The following is a 16,799-nucleotide window of genomic DNA, read 5'->3' on the forward strand; positions in this document are numbered from 1 at the left end:
CGGGTTCAAGCCCGGCCGCGCCCAGGTCAAGGGCCGCCTCGACCGCTCCGAACTGCCCGAGCACATCCCGCTGCCGCGCCCCACCGTCTACGGCGCGAAACCCGAACCCGCCGAAGGCGAGGACTGACCCGGGGACTCGTGCACGCCCGTGGGGCGGTCGCGGCCCTTTCCCGCGCTTTACCCCCGCGCGCTGCAATAGGGCGAAAACGCGCCCGCCGTCCCCGCCGCCGGTCCATCCTGGTGCAGACGGGCCGCTCGACGGCCCGCTGGCTTCGCGGGGGAGGGCCGACCGTCCCCGCGTGAACGGGGAGGGTGAGCAGCATGGCCGAACGCCGTGTGAAAGTGACCACGGAGGTCGGGATTCAGGCGCGGCCCGCGACGGTGTTCGTCGAGACCGCCGCGCAGGCCGAAGGAGAGGTCACCATCGCGAAACCGGGCGGGGACGCGCACGACGCCCGCTCGATCCTCCAGGTGCTGACCCTCGACGTCCGGCCCGGCGACGAGATCGTCCTCGAAAGCGACGACGAGCGGACCCTGGGCCGCCTCGTCGCCCTCGTCACCGAGGACGACGACGACGCGGCCCCGGCCGACCTCGTCGACCTCGACGAACCCGCCGGGCCCTGACTGCCGGGTCTGACCGCTGGACCATGACCGCCGAACCGTGACCGGCCCGGCGCCCACCGGGGCGGAGCACCGCTCCGCCCCGCTGTGCGACCCGCCGCGCCGAGCCCTCCCGCAACCCGACCGCCCGCACCGCTCCGCCCCGCGGTGACGTCGGCGACGCCGCCTCCGGTACGCGGCCCGCGCGGCGCACGGCAGGCTACGGTCGAAACCGTGAACATCGCAAGGCGCCCCAGGGTCGGCCACATAGCGTTCCTCAACTGCATGCCCATCTACTGGGGACTCGCCCGCACCGGCGCCCTCCTCGAAGTGGACCTGCACCGCGCCGCCCCCGACGAGCTCAGCCGCCTCCTCGTCGCCGGCGACCTCGACATCGGTCCGATCACCCTCGTCGAATACCTCCGCCACGCCGAGGACCTGCTGCTCATCCCCGACCCCGCCGTCGCCGCCGACGGGCCCGTCCTCAGCGTCAACCTCGTCACCAAGTCCCCCCTCGACGACCTCCCCGCCTCCCCGCGCGTCGCCCTCGCCTCCCACTCGCGCACCGGCGTCCTCCTCGGCCGGATGCTCCTCGAAGACCGGTACGGCCGCACCCCGACCTACACCGTCACCGCGCCCGACCTCGACGCCGCGCTCGCCGACGCCGACGCTGCCGTCCTCATCGGCGACGAGGCGCTCCGCGTCCACCACGAACCGCGCGGCAACCACGTCCTCGACCTCGCCGCCGAATGGCGCGACTGGACCGGCCTGCCCATGGTCTTCGCCGTCTGGGCCGTCCGCCGCGACTACGCCGAGGCCCACCCCGGCCTCGTCAAGGATGTCCACCTCGCCTTCCGCGAATCGGTCCGCCGCAGCCGCGACGAGATCGACGAGGTCGTGGCCGCCGCCGCCCGCTGGGAGCCGTTCGCCCCCGACGCCCTCGCCGAGTACTTCGACCGCCTCCAGTTCGGCCTCGGTGACCGCCACCTCGACGGCCTGCGGGAATTCGCCTCCCGCGCCTCCCGTTACACCGGGAGGGACCCCGAGCCGGTCCCGGCGCTGCCCGAAGGCGGCCCGGAGTTCTTCGCCGCGCTCGAACGCTGACCCACCCCACGACGAAGGGACCGCACCAGTGGCCGTCGAACTGAAGCCGCGCCGACCCCGCCCGTCCTGGCACAAGCTCACCGTCAGCCGGGTCCGCCCCCTGACCGAGGACGCCGTCGAGGTCACCCTCGCCGTCCCCGAGCACCTGCGGCCCGCGTTCGACTTCAAACCCGGCCAGCACCTCACCTTCCAGCGCGTCGAAGCCGACGGCTCCGAAGTGCGCCGCTCCTACTCCCTCGCCTCCACCCCCCGCGAACTCGCCGAGGCCGGCACCTTGCGCCTGGGCATCCGCTCCATCCCCAAAGGCACCTTCTCCGGCTACGCCAACCGCCAGCTCGTCCCCGGCGACGTCCTCGAAGTCCTCCCGCCGCTCGGCCACTTCTGGACCGAGATCCGCCCCGACCGCCACTACGGCTCCGTCGTCGCCGGCTCCGGCATCACCCCGATCATCGCGATCGCCACCGCCGCGCTCGACGCCGGCGCCACCGTCACCCTCCTGTACTCCAACCGCACCGAGGACTCCACCATGTTCGCCGCAGAACTGCGCGAACTCCAACGCCTCCACGGCCCCCGCCTGCGCCTCCACCACATCCGCACCCGCAGCGACGGCGGCGCCCCCCTCCTCACCGGCCGCCTCACACCCGAACGCCTCCGCGCGTTCCTCGCCGCCGACGTCGACCCCGCCGACATCGACGAATGGTTCCTCTGCGGCCCCTACGAGATGGTCCTCGGCGTCAAGGAAGTCCTCGAAGACGCCGGCGCCGACCAGATCCACACCGAGCTCTACACCGTCTGAGCACCGCTGCCCCAGTAACGCACGAGTCACCCCCGGCGGCCGCACCGCCGACGCCGCCGCAACGGCGATACGCTTCGTGCATGGCCGAGATTGACGACGTCCTCGCCCGCGCCGCCGACGGCGGCGCCGTCAGCGCCGAGGAAGCCCTGCTGCTCTACACCGAAGCGCCCTTCCACCCCCTCGCGGAGGCCGCCGACGCCGCCCGCCGGCGCGTCATCGGCGACAACATCGTCACCTACATCATCGACCGCAACATCAACTACACGAACGTGTGCGTCACCGCGTGCAAGTTCTGCGCCTTCTACCGCGCCCCCAAGCACGACGAGGGCTGGGCCCACCCCATGGACGAGGTCCTGCGCCGCTGCGGCGAGGCCGTGAGCCTCGGCGCCACCCAGGTCATGCTCCAGGGCGGCCACCACCCCGACTTCGGCGTCGAGTACTACGAGGAGCTGTTCTCCGCCGTCAAGGCCGAATACCCCCAGCTCATGATCCACTCCATCGGGCCCTCCGAGATCGCCCACATGTCCAAGGTCTCCGGCGTCGACATCGACGAGTCCATCCGCCGCATCAAGGCCGCCGGCCTCGACTCCATCGCCGGCGCGGGCGCCGAGATGCTCCCCGCCCGCCCCCGCACCGCCCTCGCCCCGCTCAAGGAGTCCGGCGAGCGCTGGCTGGAGATCATGGAGGCCGCGCATCGCCAGGGCCTCGAATCGACCGCGACGATGATGATGGGCACCGGCGAGACCGCCGCCGAACGCATCGAGCACCTGCGCATGATCCGCGACGTCCAGGACCGCACCGGCGGCTTCCGCTCCTTCATCCCCTGGACCTACCAGCCCGAGAACAACCACCTCAAGGGCCGCACCCAGGCGACCACCCTGGAGTACCTGCGGCTCCTGGCGACCGCGCGCCTGTTCTTCCACAACGTCAAGCACCTCCAGTCCTCCTGGCTCACCACCGGGAAGGCCTCCGGGCAGCTCTCCATGCACCTCGGCGTCGACGACCTCGGCTCCATCATGCTGGAGGAGAACGTCATCTCCTCCGCCGGCGCCCGCCACCAGTCCCGCCTCTCCGAACTCATCGGCCTCATCCGCTCCGCCGACCGCGTCCCCGCCCAACGCGACACCCTCTACGAGCGCAGGTCCGTCCACTGGACCCCCGAGGACGACCCCACCGACGACCGCATCCGCTCCCACTTCTCCACCATCGTCAAGGAACTCCAACTCACCCCCCGCGAGGACTGACCGGCCGCGATGGCGACGCCGGGCCGCCCAGCGGGCGAGGCTCCACGCCCCGAGACGGAGGAACGGTACCCGTGCCCGGTGTGCGGACGCCTCGTGCACGACTCGGTCGGCTCGCATGGGATCTGCCCGGTCTGCGGCTGGGAGGACGACCTCGCGCAACTGCGCTGGCCGGGCCTGCGCGGCGGCGCGAACCGGCCGAGCCTCATTGAGGCGCAACGGCACTACCGCGAGCACCGGGTCTCGAAGCCGACGTTCACCCCCGACCCCTCCCTGCCGCGGGTGCGCCGGGACCCGGGCTTCCGCCACTTCGACCGCGCCACCGACGACTTCGAGGAGGTCGGCGACCGCGCCGCCGACTGGCCCGACGACCGGACGGTCCTCTACTGGTGGCGGCCCACCTACTGGCGCCGGGTCATCGGCCCGCGTCGGCCGAACTACTCCGAGCGGCTGCTGCGCCAGGTCGAGCGGTACGGCGCATCGATCGGGCCGAAGCGGCTCCGGTCGGTCATGCACCTCATCGAGTACGGCGAAGCAGGCCTCGCCGCGAACGACTTCGTCGTGGCCTTGGCCTTCGAGCGAACCCCGGTCGCCGCGGCGGACGCCGAGACACTGCGCGCCCTCCTGGCGGCGGTCGCGCTGCCGCCCGACACCCCGCCGGACGTCGCCGACCGGCTCGTCATCCTCGACCCGCACCGGACCTGACCGCGAGCCCGACCGCGACCGCGGATGTCGGCTTCCCGACAAAGTGGATAGAGAATTCGAACCTCGCCATTGCCGCCGAACGGGCACGTAGCGTAGGGCGCGACGATTCCGGACTCCGAATCCGAGAGCCCGCAAGCACTCGACGCTCCCAATGGAGGGACCATGCGCTCCATCATCAAGACGTCCGTTTCGGCGGCGGCCGTCCTGGTCGCGGCGATCCTCCTGCTGATGCTCGGCACCACGCCCGCGGCCGCCGCCGATGACGTTTCGATCCTCGGGTACGACCACAAGCCCGAGGACCGGGAGTTCAACTGGGCCAAGCTCCACGGACTGACCGACCACAATCGAGAATGCGTCGACAACGAGTACGTCAGAGCCTGCGTCCAGCCCTACGGCGACGTCTTCTGGCTCCGCGACGACGAGTGGGACGCCATCGACGTCCGGTTGTGGTGGGTCGACCTCGACAGCAAGCGCTGGGGTGTGTGCCAAAGCGCCGAGGGCTACGGCGATTGGGCCCGCTGCGACAAGAACCTCACCAACGGCCACCTCGTCAAATGGGCGTCGAGCTGGTACGAGGACGGCGAATGGCAGTTCAGCCCCGTGCAGTACATCACCATCTGATCCGAGAGCGTTCGAGGCCGGACCGCAGCAGCGGTCCGGCCTCGAACGGCGTCACCAGCCCTGTGGCCCTTGGCTCTACGGGGCGTAGGTGAACGGCCGGTACTGGCCCTGCGCCGGCACCGCATTGGTCTTCTTGGGGGACCAGCGGCGGACCTTGCCGCTGCACAGCAGGATGAACAGCAGCAGGTCGGCGACGGCCGCGGCGCTGCCGAGGACCGCGTTCAGCGTGACCGGGTCGATCGGGCCGAGATTGAAGGCGTCGGTCTTGGACTCGACGTTGACCATGAGGATCACCGACATCGCGCCCCACGCGGCGAGAGGCAGGAACATCACGCCCGACCAGATCGCCCCGAAGATCCGCGCGCCCCTGCTGCGGCGCTGCAAGCCGATCGCGGTGATCAGCGCGAACAGCAGCAGCACGACCGGCAGCGCGAACACGACGGCGGACTCGACCGGGAACTCCTCCCGGATCATCTCCAAAGGCGACCGCCCCGTCTCTCCCATGTCGAAACCGAACTCCTCCCACTGCTGGCGCGAGGTGTCGAGTTCGGTCAGCCGCCACAGCAGCAGGAGGATGAGCGCCGGGGACGCGAGCGCGACGACGAACGCCGCCACCTGCGCGAACGCGGCGCCGCTCGGTTTCTTCGGCAGCGCACTCGGTTCCGGCTGGTAGGGCGCGGGCGGCTGGTAGGCCTGGTGGGGATTCGCGTAGTTCAAGGCGGTTCCTTAAGGGGGTAGGGGATCTCGCTGCCGTATGTGAGCGGACGGCGACATGACCTTGTTCTCGGTCAAAGCGTACGACAGCCGGACAATTCTCCGAAACCTGAACTGCTGCACCGATTCACCTGGAGATTTGCCTTGGAGTCCACTCCAGGCACTAGCGTCCGGGACATGGAACACCGATACCTCGGCCGCACCGGCCTGAAAGTCAGCGAACTGTGCCTGGGCACCATGTCCTTCGGGGCGGCGACCGACGAGCCGACCTCACACGCCATGCTCGACCGCTTCACCGAAGCGGGCGGCGACTTCATCGACACCGCCGACGTCTACAGCATCGGCGGGTCCGAAACGATCGTCGGGAACTGGCAGAAGCAGCGATCCCGCGACGACCTCGTGATCGCCACGAAGGCCTACGGCGACATGGGCAAGGCGTCCAACGACGGCGGCGCGGGCCGCAAGCACCTCCGCAGCGCCGTCGAGGCCAGCCTGAAGCGGTTGCGGACCGACTACATCGACCTGTACCAGATCCATGTCTTCGATGACGCGACTCCGATCGAGGAGACCCTCTCGACCCTCGACGACCTGGTGCGCAGCGGCAAGGTCCGCTTCCTGGGGGCCAGCAACTACGCCGGATGGCAGCTCCAGAAGTCGATCGACTCCGCGCGCCTGCACGGCTGGGAGCCGTTCTCCTGCCTCCAGCCCTTGTACAACCTCATCGACCGCGACACCGAACTCGACCTCATCCCCGTGTGCCGCAACGAAGGCGTCGGCGTCATCCCCTGGAGCCCCCTCCGCGGCGGCTGGCTCGCGGGCTCCTATCGCCGAGGCATGGAGGGTCCCCCTCCCGGAAGCCGCGCCGAAACCAAGGCGAAAGAGACCTCCCGGCCGTGGGACGCGGACGCCGACGAACGCACCTGGCGGGTACTCGACACCCTGCACGAGGTCGCCGAGAAGACCGGTTGGACCCCGGCACAGGTGGGGTTGCGCTGGCTGATGGACCGGCCGGGCGTCACCGCCCCGATCATCGGCCCCCGAACGCCGGCGCACCTGGAGGACCACCTCGCGGTGGTCGACCTGCGGCTGGAACCCGAACACGCCGAGCGGCTCACCGCGGCGGGCGACAAGCCCAAGCCCTACCCGTTCGACCTTCTCGACCGCTTCATCCGCAGCTGAGAGCAGGACCGCCGGGGCCGGACCGGCCCCGGCGGCCGATGCCCGAGCGCGGCCGCGGGGACGATTCGGGCATCGGCTTTCGACCGGCGCGGTGACCCTCAGTTCGTGCCATGCGCACACGGGCGAACCGTGCCCTTGGTGACGCTCCGCTACCATCGAGACTGACAGCTAAAACAGTCGAAATCCCCCGGAGGTCCCTGCCGTGGCCCAGCGTGTGCTTGATCCCGCCTACCTTGAGGCGTACCGCGACGAGATCGTCGCGCGCTTCAATTTCGTGACCGAGAAGATCGCCATGCTGCGCACCGGCAACGAACTCGGCGTCGAGCCCGGGTTCGGCCTCCTCGACTCCTCCCAGCAGGCCCGCCTCGACTACGCGGCCGCCCACGAGGAGGTCTGGAACAACCTCCAGAAGCTCCGCGCCGACCTCTACGGCGCGATCGTCACCATCAACGAGTCCCTCGGCGTCCACACCGACTCCGAAGAGCTGAACCTCGCCGAGTTCAGTTCGAGCCAATCCGATGTCGACAACGCTTAGGACCCCTGCACCGATGAAGCGCACACTCTTCAAGACCCTCGCCGCCACCGGCTCCGCCGCCCTGCTCCTGAGCGGCTGCGGCATGCTCGGCGGCGACGACACCTCCGGCGAGGCGAACGGCGGCGACGACGGCGGCGGCAACGCCGTCTACGACGAGATCGCCTCCTGGAACGCCTGCGAGGTCCTGGGCAACCTCCAGCCGATCACCGAGTTCATGGGCATTCAGGGCTACGGGTCGTCCACCAGCGCGGGCGGCGATCCGGGGAACTCCGAAATCGGCAACACCTTGGACCCGGCTGCGGTCGGCTGCAACGGACTCATCTACCTGGACGTTCTCGATGGCATTCCGATGAACGGCGAAATCCAGGTCAAGATCATCCCGACCGAGAGCGAAGAGCAGGCCGCAACGGTCTACGAGGAGCGGGTGTCCGCCGCCGAATCGGAATCGGCCAAATGGGATGAGGCCGAGAGCGAAGAGTTCGGCGACCCTTGGGACCAGGGAACCATCGTCTCCTGGACCGGTGACACCAGCCAGCCCAATGTCCAAGTGATCGCACGAGACGGGCAGTGGGTCTTCCATATCGACCTGTACCACACTCAGGACTACGGACTTCGCGGCGGATCCGAGCCCGCGCTCGCGTTCACCGATGAAGACCTCAATCAGTGGTTCGTCGACACCTATCTGCCCGAGGTCAACCAGACCGTCAACGACCGGATCGCGGAGGTCGCGTAACCATGAGTGACATCGAATTCGAGACGCAGGACTACTCCGGCAACGCGGACCTCGCCGGGCAGGAGGCCATCGACGGTCAGCAGGCGTCCGCCGACGGCGCCTACCTCGGCAACGACCCCTGCCCGAACGGCGACTGCCAGAACACCCACAACCCTGCGGAAGACGCCTGGGTCAAGCTCGTCTCGGCCATTCCGGTCGCCGGGCAGGTCGCCTACCTCACCTGCGTTGCGACGGGCACGGCCGCCCCGAGCCAGGATGAGGTCCAGTCCTTGGTCGCGCAGGTGCGACCCTCCGACCCGGACAAGTACGCGTTGAAGGAGATCGCCACCAAGTGGGGCGAGTTCAACTTCGACTTCGGGAGCAACGCGGACACGGCGGTCGAGCCGATCCTGCGGACCAAGTTGACCGAGCTTTCGAACGGCTGGCAGGGAAACGACTTCGACGCCTTCGCCGAGCAGATGGAGGTCGTGTTCGCCAACTGCGAGCAGATCACCTCTGACATCGGTGACGTCTCGACGGGAATGATCGGTCTGCTCAACCAAAAGGGCGACGAGATCTACAACCTTCAGGGCGGCGCTTCCGGCGAACTCCCCTACCCGGCCCCGCAGTACTGGACTGAGAACGAGAAGAGCCTCTTCACCGACACGAGGATTCACACCAGGCCGCCGTTCCACTCCGGCGAGTGCGAGATCACGGACGGCTGCTCGTTCGACGGTGAGGACGACGGTGTCAAGGGCGCCATGGAGCTCGGCGGGTTCGACGGTGAGTACACCGAAGAGCTGAACCAGTACGTGGTCGACCAGACCGAGTTCCATCTCGCGAACCTCAAGGCCGAGCACGTTGCCGGTGTGGACACGACCGGGATGGACGCCGCGGAGAAGACCGAGGCGACCAAGCTGACTCCCGAACAGGAGGCGTCGCTGCGGGCTGAGGCCGAGCGCCTTGCGCAGCAGGACGCCAACGAACGGGCCGAGCGCGACTACGACGAAGGCTCCCAGGACTACGAGGCCCGTGCGGCGGAGCAGAACGACACCGTCACGGCCCGTTGGCAGGACGCCGAGTCGTCCGCCGCCGAGTTCGTGCCGACGGTCGAGCCCTCGCGGGACTCGACGTTCCGCGAGTCGTCCGGGGACCTGACCGAGTCGGGCTACACCCCGCCGGGCGGGGGGAGCTTCAACGGCAGCCCGAGCGGTTCGGGCACGTCCGGGCTGACCCCGCCGCCGACCACGACCACGTTCGGTCCGGGCGGGAACGTGGGGAACATCGGCGGCAACGGCGGCGTCGACACCGGGTACAACCCGTGGGAGTACGACGGCGGCGACGACGAGGACGGCTCGGGCGGTCTGGCCTCCGGCGGCGGCTTGGGCACGCTGCCGGGGACGGGCCTGGGTTCGGGCACCGGTCTCGGCGGCGGCACGGGCGCCGGCATGGGGTCGGGCGCAGGTCTCGGTTCCGGTGCGGGCCTGTTCGGTCCGGCCATGGGCGGCTCGGGCGCGGGCGGCGGTGGTGTCGGCGGTCGTGCGGGCGGTATGGGCGCTGGCGGTCGTGCGGGCGGTATGGGCGGCAAGAGCGGCGGCCTGTTCGGCAAGGGCGCGGGTGCGGCCGGCGCGGGTGGCAAGGCCGGTGCCGGGGGCATGATGGGCGGCGGCCGGGGCGCCGGTGGCGCCCCGGGCGAAGAAGAGGCGAGCACGGGGACCTGGTTGACCGAGGACGAGGACATCTGGGGCCTGGCGCGGTTCAGCGACGACAACGACCCGCTCATCTGAAGTGAACGACGACGCCCCGGCCTGCGAAGGCCGGGGCTCGCATACTCGTGTCCGCCCGGCTCCGTCGCAAACTCACGCCGAGCGGGCACGATCAATGCTCTCCGGCTTCGGCTAGCGCGGACGCGGGGAAGTCTGGCCTGGATGCGGCGCAGATCGTATCGGGGCCGCTCGGTTCGCGCGGAAGGCCGCCTGCGGTTGGCGAGTCGAGCGATGCGAAAGGGGGCGGGACCATCGGTCCCGCCCCCTTTGTCCTTGCGGCTCAGATGAGGTGGCCGATCTCCTCTTCGATGAGCATGGCGCTCACGCCGGAGTTGGGGCAGCCGCCGAAGTGGTGGAGGGCGATGACCTCGTGGGTGTCGCGGGAGAGGACGGGGGAGCCGGAGGATCCGAACTCGGTGTCGCAGTAGTAGGAGACGTCGCTGCCGGCGACGTAGCCGTCGAAGACGGGGTTCTTGACGACGCAGTTGCCGCCGTCGACGGAGGACTCCATGGCGATCTCGGTGGGGCGGCCCGCCGGGTGCTGGGGGATGTAGATCGCCTCGCCGCGGGCGGCCGGCTCGTCGGACAGTTCGAGGTACCCGAACTGCTCGATGCGGTCGAAGTCCCGGACGGTGAACAGGGTGTAGTCGAGGGGCTTGGAGGTCGCGAGGACCTCCGCGCCGTCGACCTTGACCGGGAGGTTGGCGAGGTCGGCGCCGCAGGCGACGCAGTCGTAGCCGAACCAGACCTCGGTCTGCTCGGCCTCCCGGGTCTCGGTGAAGCAGTGGTGGTTGGTCAGCAGCCGGTTGTCCTCGCCGACGCGGAACGCCGTGCACAGGACGGTGCCGTCGATGAGGAGCCGCGCGACCGGTTCGGCGTGGTCGACCACGTCCGGGTAGGAGGTGCGGTAGCACGCCGAGGAGCGCTTCTCGTCGCCCGAGCAGACGCTCTCCTCGGGCCGCGCCCGGTCGGCCCGGTCCTCGGCCATGCCGTCGACCACGTCGGGCGCGAACCCGTAGGCGGCCTTGTCGATGACGGCGCCGAGTGCGGTGGAGGCGACCGATTCGGCGCCGCGGTGCAGCTCGACGATCGCCGTGTCGCCGGTGATCGAAGTCGCCCAGGCGTCCATCATGGACTCGTCGTAGCGGTAGGACTCGGCGCCGTCGGGGCTGGAGACGGTGAGGTAGTCGCCCGCGTCCAGCAGCAGCCGCTCGAAGTGGACCTTGACGTAGCCGGCGTCGGGCCCCGAGACCTTCAGCATGTCGGCGTCGTCCGCGTACGTCAGCGACTCCGCCAGCTCGGTGACCTCGCCGACGTCCAAGAGTCCCAAGAGGTCGTCGTCCACCGGCAGCAGCTCGGCGGCGCCGCCCAGGACCGCCTCGACCGGGTCGTCCTCGGCGAACGCGCTCGGGACGACCACGGCCGCGCCGCCGACCGCCAGGGCCCCCGCGGTCGCGGCCAGGAGGATCTTGCGTCGCCGACGCTGCGCGCCGCTTCGTCCGGTTCGCGGTTTCCGCGCGCTTGCAGCCACGGTCGGCCCCTTTCGAGAGAGATGTGTCGACCGTTCAACGAGCGAGGCGCGGGGAAGTTGCGTCGCCGCGCGCGGGACGGCACGCGTCACACGATCGGGGCCGGTGCCTCAGCGGTCCGGGCGGCAGCGCCGCAGGATCGCGTCGAGCCCCCGCCGGGTCGCCAGCACCAGCAGGGTGTCCCCGTGCACGATCCGGAAGGCCGCGTCCGGGTTCCAGGAGATGCGCCCGCTCGCCCGCTTGACGGCCATGAGCCGGTGCGAGCCCGCGAGCGTCGCCTCGTGCGCGGGCGCGTCGTCCAGACGCGAACCCTCCTCGACCGCCGCCTCCGCGATGTAGGCGATCTGGCCGCGCACCGGGATCGTCTCCAGGATCTCGTCGTCGGTCAGCGCCCGCGCGAACGACGCCGCCGCGACCTGCGGCGCACTGTACGAGGAATGCTGCGAGCCCTCGTGGAGCGGCGCGGTCTGCCCCAGGTTGAGGTTCCGGCGGATCAGCGAGGCGAACTCGGGATTGTAGATCCGCATGACCGTGCGCAGATCGGGCTTGCACTCCAGACCCGACAGCGCCGTCTCCAGGTTCGCCGAGTCCTGCTTCGCCATCGCCACCAGCGACCGGCAGTACTTGATCTCCGCCTCCTGCAACGTCTCAGGACGGCTCGCGTCCGCGAGGAGCACCTGCGCGCCCGCCGCTCGCGCCGCCTGGACGCCCGCCGCGCGGCGGTCCTTCTCGATCGCCACCACCGGGATGCGCCGCTGCCGCAGCGTCTCCACGACACGAGTCCCCATGTTCCCCAGGCCCACCACGATGACGTGGTCGCGGACCGCCCGCACCATCCGCCCCTCCGCCAGCGCGTACCGCCGCTCGACCACCGCCTGGACGATCGCACCGGTGAGCAGCGGCACCAGCAGCGCCCCGGAGAGCACCACGGCCGCCCGCGTGAGCATGAGCTCCCACCCCTCGCCCGTGTTCGGGTCGAACCCGCCGCCCGCCATGAGCGCCAGGACGTACAGGGCGTCGCCGATCCCGGAGACCGCCGTGTCGCCGGAGCTGTCGAAGTGGGTGAGCGAGTACAGGCCGCCGAGCATGATCGCCGACAGGAACGCGACCGCGATCCACAGCCCCTTGGTGAACGTGCGCCGCAGCAGGTGCATGGTCTGGCGCACGAACCGCACCGCGGCCTCGGGCATCGGCTTGTACCAGCGGCGCCGCTGCTCGGGCGCGAGGCACAGGAGCCGCACCGCCTCCTCCTCGGCGTCGTCGGGGATCATGTCGACCCCGAAGCCGTTTCCGGCGGCGACCACCCATTGCGCCTGGGCTTTCGGGTCGACCACGCGGGTGAGGTACAGGCGCCGCTTCCAGATGTCGATGTCGCCGGGCGGGATCTGCCCGAGGGCGGCGGCCGCGTAGGTGCGCGCGACCATGTCGGCGTCGGACTCGACGAAGACGCCCTCGTCGCCGAGGAGTTTCTGCATGTGGTCGCGCAGGCCCCGGTTGTACATGCGGATGACCAGGCGCGGGAGGGTCTCGTCGCCGAGGTAGTGCGACATCTCGCGGATCTTGAGGGCGAGGTGGAGGTTGCCGACGTCGTTCTGGTCCATGAGGGCGACGGCGTACGCGTCGGTGAGCCCCGCCTCGCGGACGGTGTCGGCGGTGACGCGGTGCGCTTCGAGGACGGAGAGGTTGCGGTTCTCCTGGGCTTCGCGGCGGATCTCGTCGCGCTGGCCGCCGGGGCCGGCGGGGATGACGGCGATGACGCGGAAGGAGAAGCGGTCGATGAGGTTCTTGATGAACCGCAGCGTCAGGCCGTTGTCGCCGACGACGATGACGCGTCGTTCGGGGTGGGCGTCCTCGAACCTGGGCTGGCGGGGGTGCATGTGCGCCAGTGTAGTGAGTTCGGGCGAACCGGGTGTGTCCGCGCGGTCGCGGTCGGGAGCGCTTGGGGCGCAACGGGCCCGGTGCGGGTGTGCCGGTTCGGCGGCAGTGGTTCAGCGGCGCCGGTCGAGGCGTGCCAGGAGCCGGTCGATGTCGGCGCCGTAGTCGTACCAGTCGACGTCGTGGGCGAAGCCGAGTTCGGCGTTGATCCAGCGGACGTCGTCGGCGGTCTCCATGGTCCAGGTCTGGACGTCGACGAGTTGTGGTTCGGCGCGGCGCAGTTCGGTGAGGAGCCGGGCCTTCATGGACATGGCGAGGCCGTAGGAGCGGTGCTGGGGGGCGACGACGGTGTCGTACTGGTCGGCGCGGGTGGGCCGCTGCGCGGAGACGACGAGTTCGGTCAGGCCGACGACGTTCCCGAAGGGCTCGCTGATGGCGACGGCGATGTGCGAGCGCATGCCGCGCCGCGCGAGGGTCTGGAAGGAGTCGCGCAGGGCGGGGGCGTACGCGGAGCCGCGCCATTCGGGCACGAACGCGACGTTGCCGGGGCTGGAGCGCAGGTTGGCCTTGACGTCGGCGTAGGAGTCCATGAGCCGGTCGGGGACGCCGCCGGCGTGGTATTCGAGCCGGTACCCGGCGGCGAGGCGCCCTGCGGCGTGCTCGATCTTCTCCCAGTCGATGTCGGACCAGCGCAGGAGGTGGCGCTGTTCGACGACGTTGCGGGCGAAGCCGTGGCGGTTGTAGAAGCCGACGGCGGGCGTGGTGGCGATGACCTCGACGGACAGGGTCCGGCAGCCGTTCGCCTTCGCGCATTCGGCGACGGCGCGCAGCAGGCGCGTGCCGACGCCGGCGCCGCGCGCGGAGGGGCGGGTGGAGAGCTCGACGACGCCGGTGCCGGACTGCTCGCCGCCGCCGCCGAACAGGATGAGGCTGGCGTGGCCGACGAGGTCGCCGTCGTCGTCGCGGTCGAGGAACAGGTACCTGCGGTCCTCCGGGAGGGTCGCCTCCAGGTAGTCGCGCAGCCGGTCGGTGCGCCAGCGCGGCTCGGCGGGCATGTCGGCGGCGGTCATGTCGTTGAGCACCGAGCACCAGTCGCGGAGGTCGTCGTCGGTCATCTCGCCGGGGGCGAGCTGCGTCAGGGGCATCTCTTATCCTTACCCGAAATCGTCACCGAACGGAACCCCGATCTCACAGCCCGCAGCCGTGGGCGCGGCTCAGGCGGTGCTCTTCCTGCCGTAGTCGTCGGCGCGGTCGAAGACCTGCCGCACGTAGGAGTCGAGGTGGTTGTAGCTGTAGACGGCCTCGTACCAGTCGGCCGGGTCGGTCATGTCGTGGCCGTCGTGGCACAGGTAGTTCGCGGCGGCGGTGGTGGCGTCGTCGATGTTGTGCGGGTCGTACTCGCCGTCGCCGTTGCCGTCGGCCTTCCAGGTCTCCCACGTCGAGTCGAGGAACTGCATCGGGCCTTTCTCCTGGTAGTCGGCGCCGATGATCGGAGTGAGGGTGGTGCCGTCGGCTTGGAGGCGGTTGCCGCCGGTGGTGCCGTGGTTGGTCTCGACGGCGCCGATGCCCGCGAGCGTGGTCCACGACAGGTTGCAGCCGGGGTTCTGGAAGTCGGAGAGGAGTTCGGCGCGCCCGTAGGAGAGCAGGGCCCGTTCGGAGATGCCGAGGTGGGTGAGGCTCCTGGCCCAGGCGTCGAGGTCGGCGGCGGCGCTGGAGGTGGCCGCGTCGGTGGGCGAGGCGGTGGTGGCGCCGTCGACCGGGTCGGTCTCGGCGGGCAGGCCGGGGACGGGGGCGTCCTCGGGGGCGAGCACGAGGGGGGCCTCTTCGGTCTGGGCGCTCGGTTCGGTGCCGAAGGACCAGGCGGGGCCGGCGCCGGGCACGAGGAGCCAGCCGGCGGCGAGGGTCCCGGCCAGGGCCAGGACGGTGAGGGCGACCTGGACGCCGAGGCGCCCGGTCGGTGCGTTCAGGGCCCGGGCGCAGGCGCGCACGCCCCTGCCGAGGGCTTTGAGGGCCCGCCACGGCAGGACGGCGGTCCACCGGGCGGCGCGCAGGAGCAGGCGGGGGAGTCGCGCGCGGGCGGGCGCGGGGCCGGTCGCCACCGGTTCCGGGGTCGCCTGTGCGGTGACCGGCGGCCAGGGCGGCGGGCTCTGCGGCTTCACTGCGGGGACTCTCCCATTCGGAGGGGGCGTCGAGGTCTCTGCGGGCGGGGGCCGGGCGCGGGGACGGTGCGGCGTCGTCGCGGGGCCCAGTATGCACCCGCGGCCGTACCGGTCCGGACCTGCCGTGGGCACCGGTCCCGCCTGGCGGGACGATGCGGTCCGCGCCACCCGGCTGAAAGCGAGTATTCCCTAATTCCCTCCCCGCGGGCAACGCCTGAGCGCCAACAATTCCGGAAAAGCCCGCCACCAGCGGCCGCCCAGATCGTTCTCCTTTCGGATCGGTGGTTGCCACGAGCAAACCCGCGCAGAGAAGGCCTCACGACCGCGTCTTGGCAGGAGACAGAGTCAGACCGAGTGCCAGTTCCCATCACGGCAGGTAACCGACTGAGATGGGGGAGACACTGTGAGGCCGCTGGGCATTGTGCCCGCGCACCAGCGCGCCACAGCCCGGCATACGGGGGCTGAACGAAAGTTGATCGACACGTGGATACGACAACGGCAACGCACACCGCACTGACCTCCCTCGCCCTGCCCCTCGGGGACAATGGACCGGGATATCCGGCGGCGGAAACCGCGCTGCCACAAGGCGACGGGGCCGGACTCGACTCCGGCGCCGAATGCGCCGCGCCCCGCAGGGGCGAACGGACCGACCTCATTGGCGTGTCCGATGTGGTCGTTCGAATCGCGGACCGCGGCAACGGCGCCCGGCCCGTCGAGACCCGGCCGGCGCCGCTGCCGGCCGGCGACGTCACGTTCATGTTCACCGACATCGAGGGATCCACCCGCCTCGCCTCCGGGCTCGGCGCCGAACGCTACCGCGTCGTCCTCCACCGCCACCGCGCCCTCGTCCGCGAGGTCCTGCGCGCGACCGGCGGCTGCGAGATCGACACCGAGGGCGACTCCTTCTTCGTCGCCTTCCACGACGCCGCCGACGCCTGCACCGCCGCCGTCGCCATCCAGGCCGCCCTGCGCGCCGCCGAATGGCCCGACCACGGCGCCGGGACGGTCCGCCCGCGCGTGCGCATGGGCCTGCACACCGGCGAGGCCTGGCCCTCCGCCGGCGGCTACGCCACGCCCGAAGTCCACCGCACCGCCCGCATCTGCTCCGCCGCCCACGGCGACCAGATCCTCGCCTCCGACGCCTGCGCCGCCGCCGCCGGGCTCCCCCCGCACGGCCTGCGCCGCCTCGGCGACTTCGAACTGCGCGGCCTGCCCGGAGCGACCGAACTCGTCCAGCTCACCGCGCCCGGCCTCCCCGACGCC

General features: G+C 70.8%; 16 protein-coding genes. 11 read left to right on the forward strand and 5 right to left on the reverse strand.

Going from position 1 to position 16,799, the window contains the following annotated elements; genetic code table 11:
- Positions 1 to 321: 321 nt before the first annotated feature.
- The 6 genes from E9998_RS00005 to E9998_RS00030 all read left to right on the forward strand — a co-directional run bounded on the left by E9998_RS00005 (position 322) and on the right by E9998_RS00030 (position 5,067).
- Complete coding sequence (locus tag E9998_RS00005) at positions 322 to 624, forward strand: HPr family phosphocarrier protein (RefSeq protein WP_136527669.1); 303 nt, start codon at positions 322 to 324, stop codon at positions 622 to 624.
- Positions 625 to 834: 210 nt separating this feature from the next.
- Positions 835 to 1,704, forward strand: coding sequence for a menaquinone biosynthetic enzyme MqnA/MqnD family protein (locus E9998_RS00010; protein WP_204745161.1), 870 nt, complete (start codon positions 835 to 837; stop codon positions 1,702 to 1,704).
- Between the two features lie 28 nt (positions 1,705 to 1,732).
- Positions 1,733 to 2,500, forward strand: a complete 768-nt coding sequence (locus E9998_RS00015) for an FAD-binding oxidoreductase (protein WP_158299636.1) — start codon at positions 1,733 to 1,735, stop codon at positions 2,498 to 2,500.
- A gap of 80 nt (positions 2,501 to 2,580) precedes the next feature.
- Positions 2,581 to 3,744 (forward strand): cyclic dehypoxanthinyl futalosine synthase, encoded by a 1,164-nt coding sequence (gene mqnC, locus E9998_RS00020; protein WP_136527671.1) that lies wholly within the window; start codon positions 2,581 to 2,583, stop codon positions 3,742 to 3,744.
- 93 nt (positions 3,745 to 3,837) lie between these two features.
- Complete coding sequence (locus tag E9998_RS00025) at positions 3,838 to 4,446, forward strand: CPCC family cysteine-rich protein (RefSeq protein WP_204745162.1); 609 nt, start codon at positions 3,838 to 3,840, stop codon at positions 4,444 to 4,446.
- 162 nt (positions 4,447 to 4,608) lie between these two features.
- Positions 4,609 to 5,067 carry a hypothetical protein gene (locus E9998_RS00030; protein ID WP_136527673.1) on the forward strand — a complete coding sequence of 153 codons (459 nt, stop codon included), beginning with the start codon at positions 4,609 to 4,611 and terminating at the stop codon, positions 5,065 to 5,067.
- A 75-nt stretch (positions 5,068 to 5,142) separates the two neighbouring features.
- Here the strand turns inward: E9998_RS00030 and E9998_RS00035 are convergent, their stop codons facing one another.
- Complete coding sequence (locus E9998_RS00035; RefSeq protein ID WP_136527674.1) at positions 5,143 to 5,784, reverse strand: hypothetical protein; 642 nt, start codon at positions 5,782 to 5,784, stop codon at positions 5,143 to 5,145.
- Positions 5,785 to 5,958: 174 nt separating this feature from the next.
- Between E9998_RS00035 and E9998_RS00040 the strand changes: the two genes are divergently transcribed.
- The 4 genes from E9998_RS00040 to E9998_RS00055 all read left to right on the forward strand — a co-directional run bounded on the left by E9998_RS00040 (position 5,959) and on the right by E9998_RS00055 (position 9,994).
- On the forward strand, positions 5,959 to 6,960 hold the full coding sequence (locus E9998_RS00040) for an aldo/keto reductase (RefSeq protein ID WP_136527675.1): 1,002 nt from the start codon (positions 5,959 to 5,961) through the stop codon (positions 6,958 to 6,960).
- A 202-nt stretch (positions 6,961 to 7,162) separates the two neighbouring features.
- On the forward strand, positions 7,163 to 7,495 hold the full coding sequence (locus E9998_RS00045; protein ID WP_136527676.1) for a hypothetical protein: 333 nt from the start codon (positions 7,163 to 7,165) through the stop codon (positions 7,493 to 7,495).
- Positions 7,496 to 7,508: 13 nt separating this feature from the next.
- A complete protein-coding gene (locus E9998_RS25040; RefSeq protein ID WP_158299637.1) occupies positions 7,509 to 8,228 on the forward strand; it encodes a hypothetical protein in 720 nt (239 codons plus the stop codon).
- Positions 8,229 to 8,230: 2 nt separating this feature from the next.
- Positions 8,231 to 9,994, forward strand: a complete 1,764-nt coding sequence (locus E9998_RS00055; protein ID WP_136527677.1) for a hypothetical protein — start codon at positions 8,231 to 8,233, stop codon at positions 9,992 to 9,994.
- 259 nt (positions 9,995 to 10,253) lie between these two features.
- Here E9998_RS00055 and E9998_RS00060 read toward each other — a convergent pair whose 3' ends face one another.
- From E9998_RS00060 to E9998_RS00075, 4 genes are all read right to left on the reverse strand, one after another.
- A complete protein-coding gene (locus E9998_RS00060) occupies positions 10,254 to 11,504 on the reverse strand; it encodes a trypsin-like serine peptidase (protein ID WP_136527678.1) in 1,251 nt (416 codons plus the stop codon).
- Between the two features lie 108 nt (positions 11,505 to 11,612).
- Positions 11,613 to 13,379, reverse strand: a complete 1,767-nt coding sequence (locus tag E9998_RS00065) for a potassium channel family protein (RefSeq protein WP_136527679.1) — start codon at positions 13,377 to 13,379, stop codon at positions 11,613 to 11,615.
- Positions 13,380 to 13,490: 111 nt separating this feature from the next.
- Positions 13,491 to 14,522 (reverse strand): GNAT family N-acetyltransferase, encoded by a 1,032-nt coding sequence (locus E9998_RS00070; protein ID WP_136527680.1) that lies wholly within the window; start codon positions 14,520 to 14,522, stop codon positions 13,491 to 13,493.
- A gap of 69 nt (positions 14,523 to 14,591) precedes the next feature.
- A complete protein-coding gene (locus tag E9998_RS00075) occupies positions 14,592 to 15,536 on the reverse strand; it encodes a lytic transglycosylase domain-containing protein (protein WP_136527681.1) in 945 nt (314 codons plus the stop codon).
- A 732-nt stretch (positions 15,537 to 16,268) separates the two neighbouring features.
- Here E9998_RS00075 and E9998_RS00080 point away from each other — a divergent pair.
- Positions 16,269 to 16,799: adenylate/guanylate cyclase domain-containing protein (locus tag E9998_RS00080; protein WP_420842398.1), on the forward strand; the 531-nt coding region annotated here is incomplete at its 3' end.

The organism is Glycomyces paridis (assembly GCF_004912155.1).
Lineage (GTDB): Bacteria > Actinomycetota > Actinomycetes > Mycobacteriales > Micromonosporaceae > Glycomyces > Glycomyces paridis.

Excerpts from the sequence above, each read along its gene's own strand:
- E9998_RS00005 (WP_136527669.1), top strand. The coding sequence starts at position 322 with ATGGCCGAACGCCGTGTGAAAGTGACCACGGAGGTCGGGATTCAGGCG.
- mqnC (WP_136527671.1), top strand. The coding sequence starts at position 2,581 with ATGGCCGAGATTGACGACGTCCTCGCCCGCGCCGCCGACGGCGGCGCC.
- E9998_RS00030 (WP_136527673.1), top strand. The coding sequence starts at position 4,609 with ATGCGCTCCATCATCAAGACGTCCGTTTCGGCGGCGGCCGTCCTGGTC.
- E9998_RS00040 (WP_136527675.1), top strand. The coding sequence starts at position 5,959 with ATGGAACACCGATACCTCGGCCGCACCGGCCTGAAAGTCAGCGAACTG.
- E9998_RS25040 (WP_158299637.1), top strand. The coding sequence starts at position 7,509 with ATGAAGCGCACACTCTTCAAGACCCTCGCCGCCACCGGCTCCGCCGCC.
- E9998_RS00055 (WP_136527677.1), top strand. The coding sequence starts at position 8,231 with ATGAGTGACATCGAATTCGAGACGCAGGACTACTCCGGCAACGCGGAC.
- E9998_RS00065 (WP_136527679.1), bottom strand. The coding sequence starts at position 13,379 with ATGCACCCCCGCCAGCCCAGGTTCGAGGACGCCCACCCCGAACGACGC.
- E9998_RS00070 (WP_136527680.1), bottom strand. The coding sequence starts at position 14,522 with ATGCCCCTGACGCAGCTCGCCCCCGGCGAGATGACCGACGACGACCTC.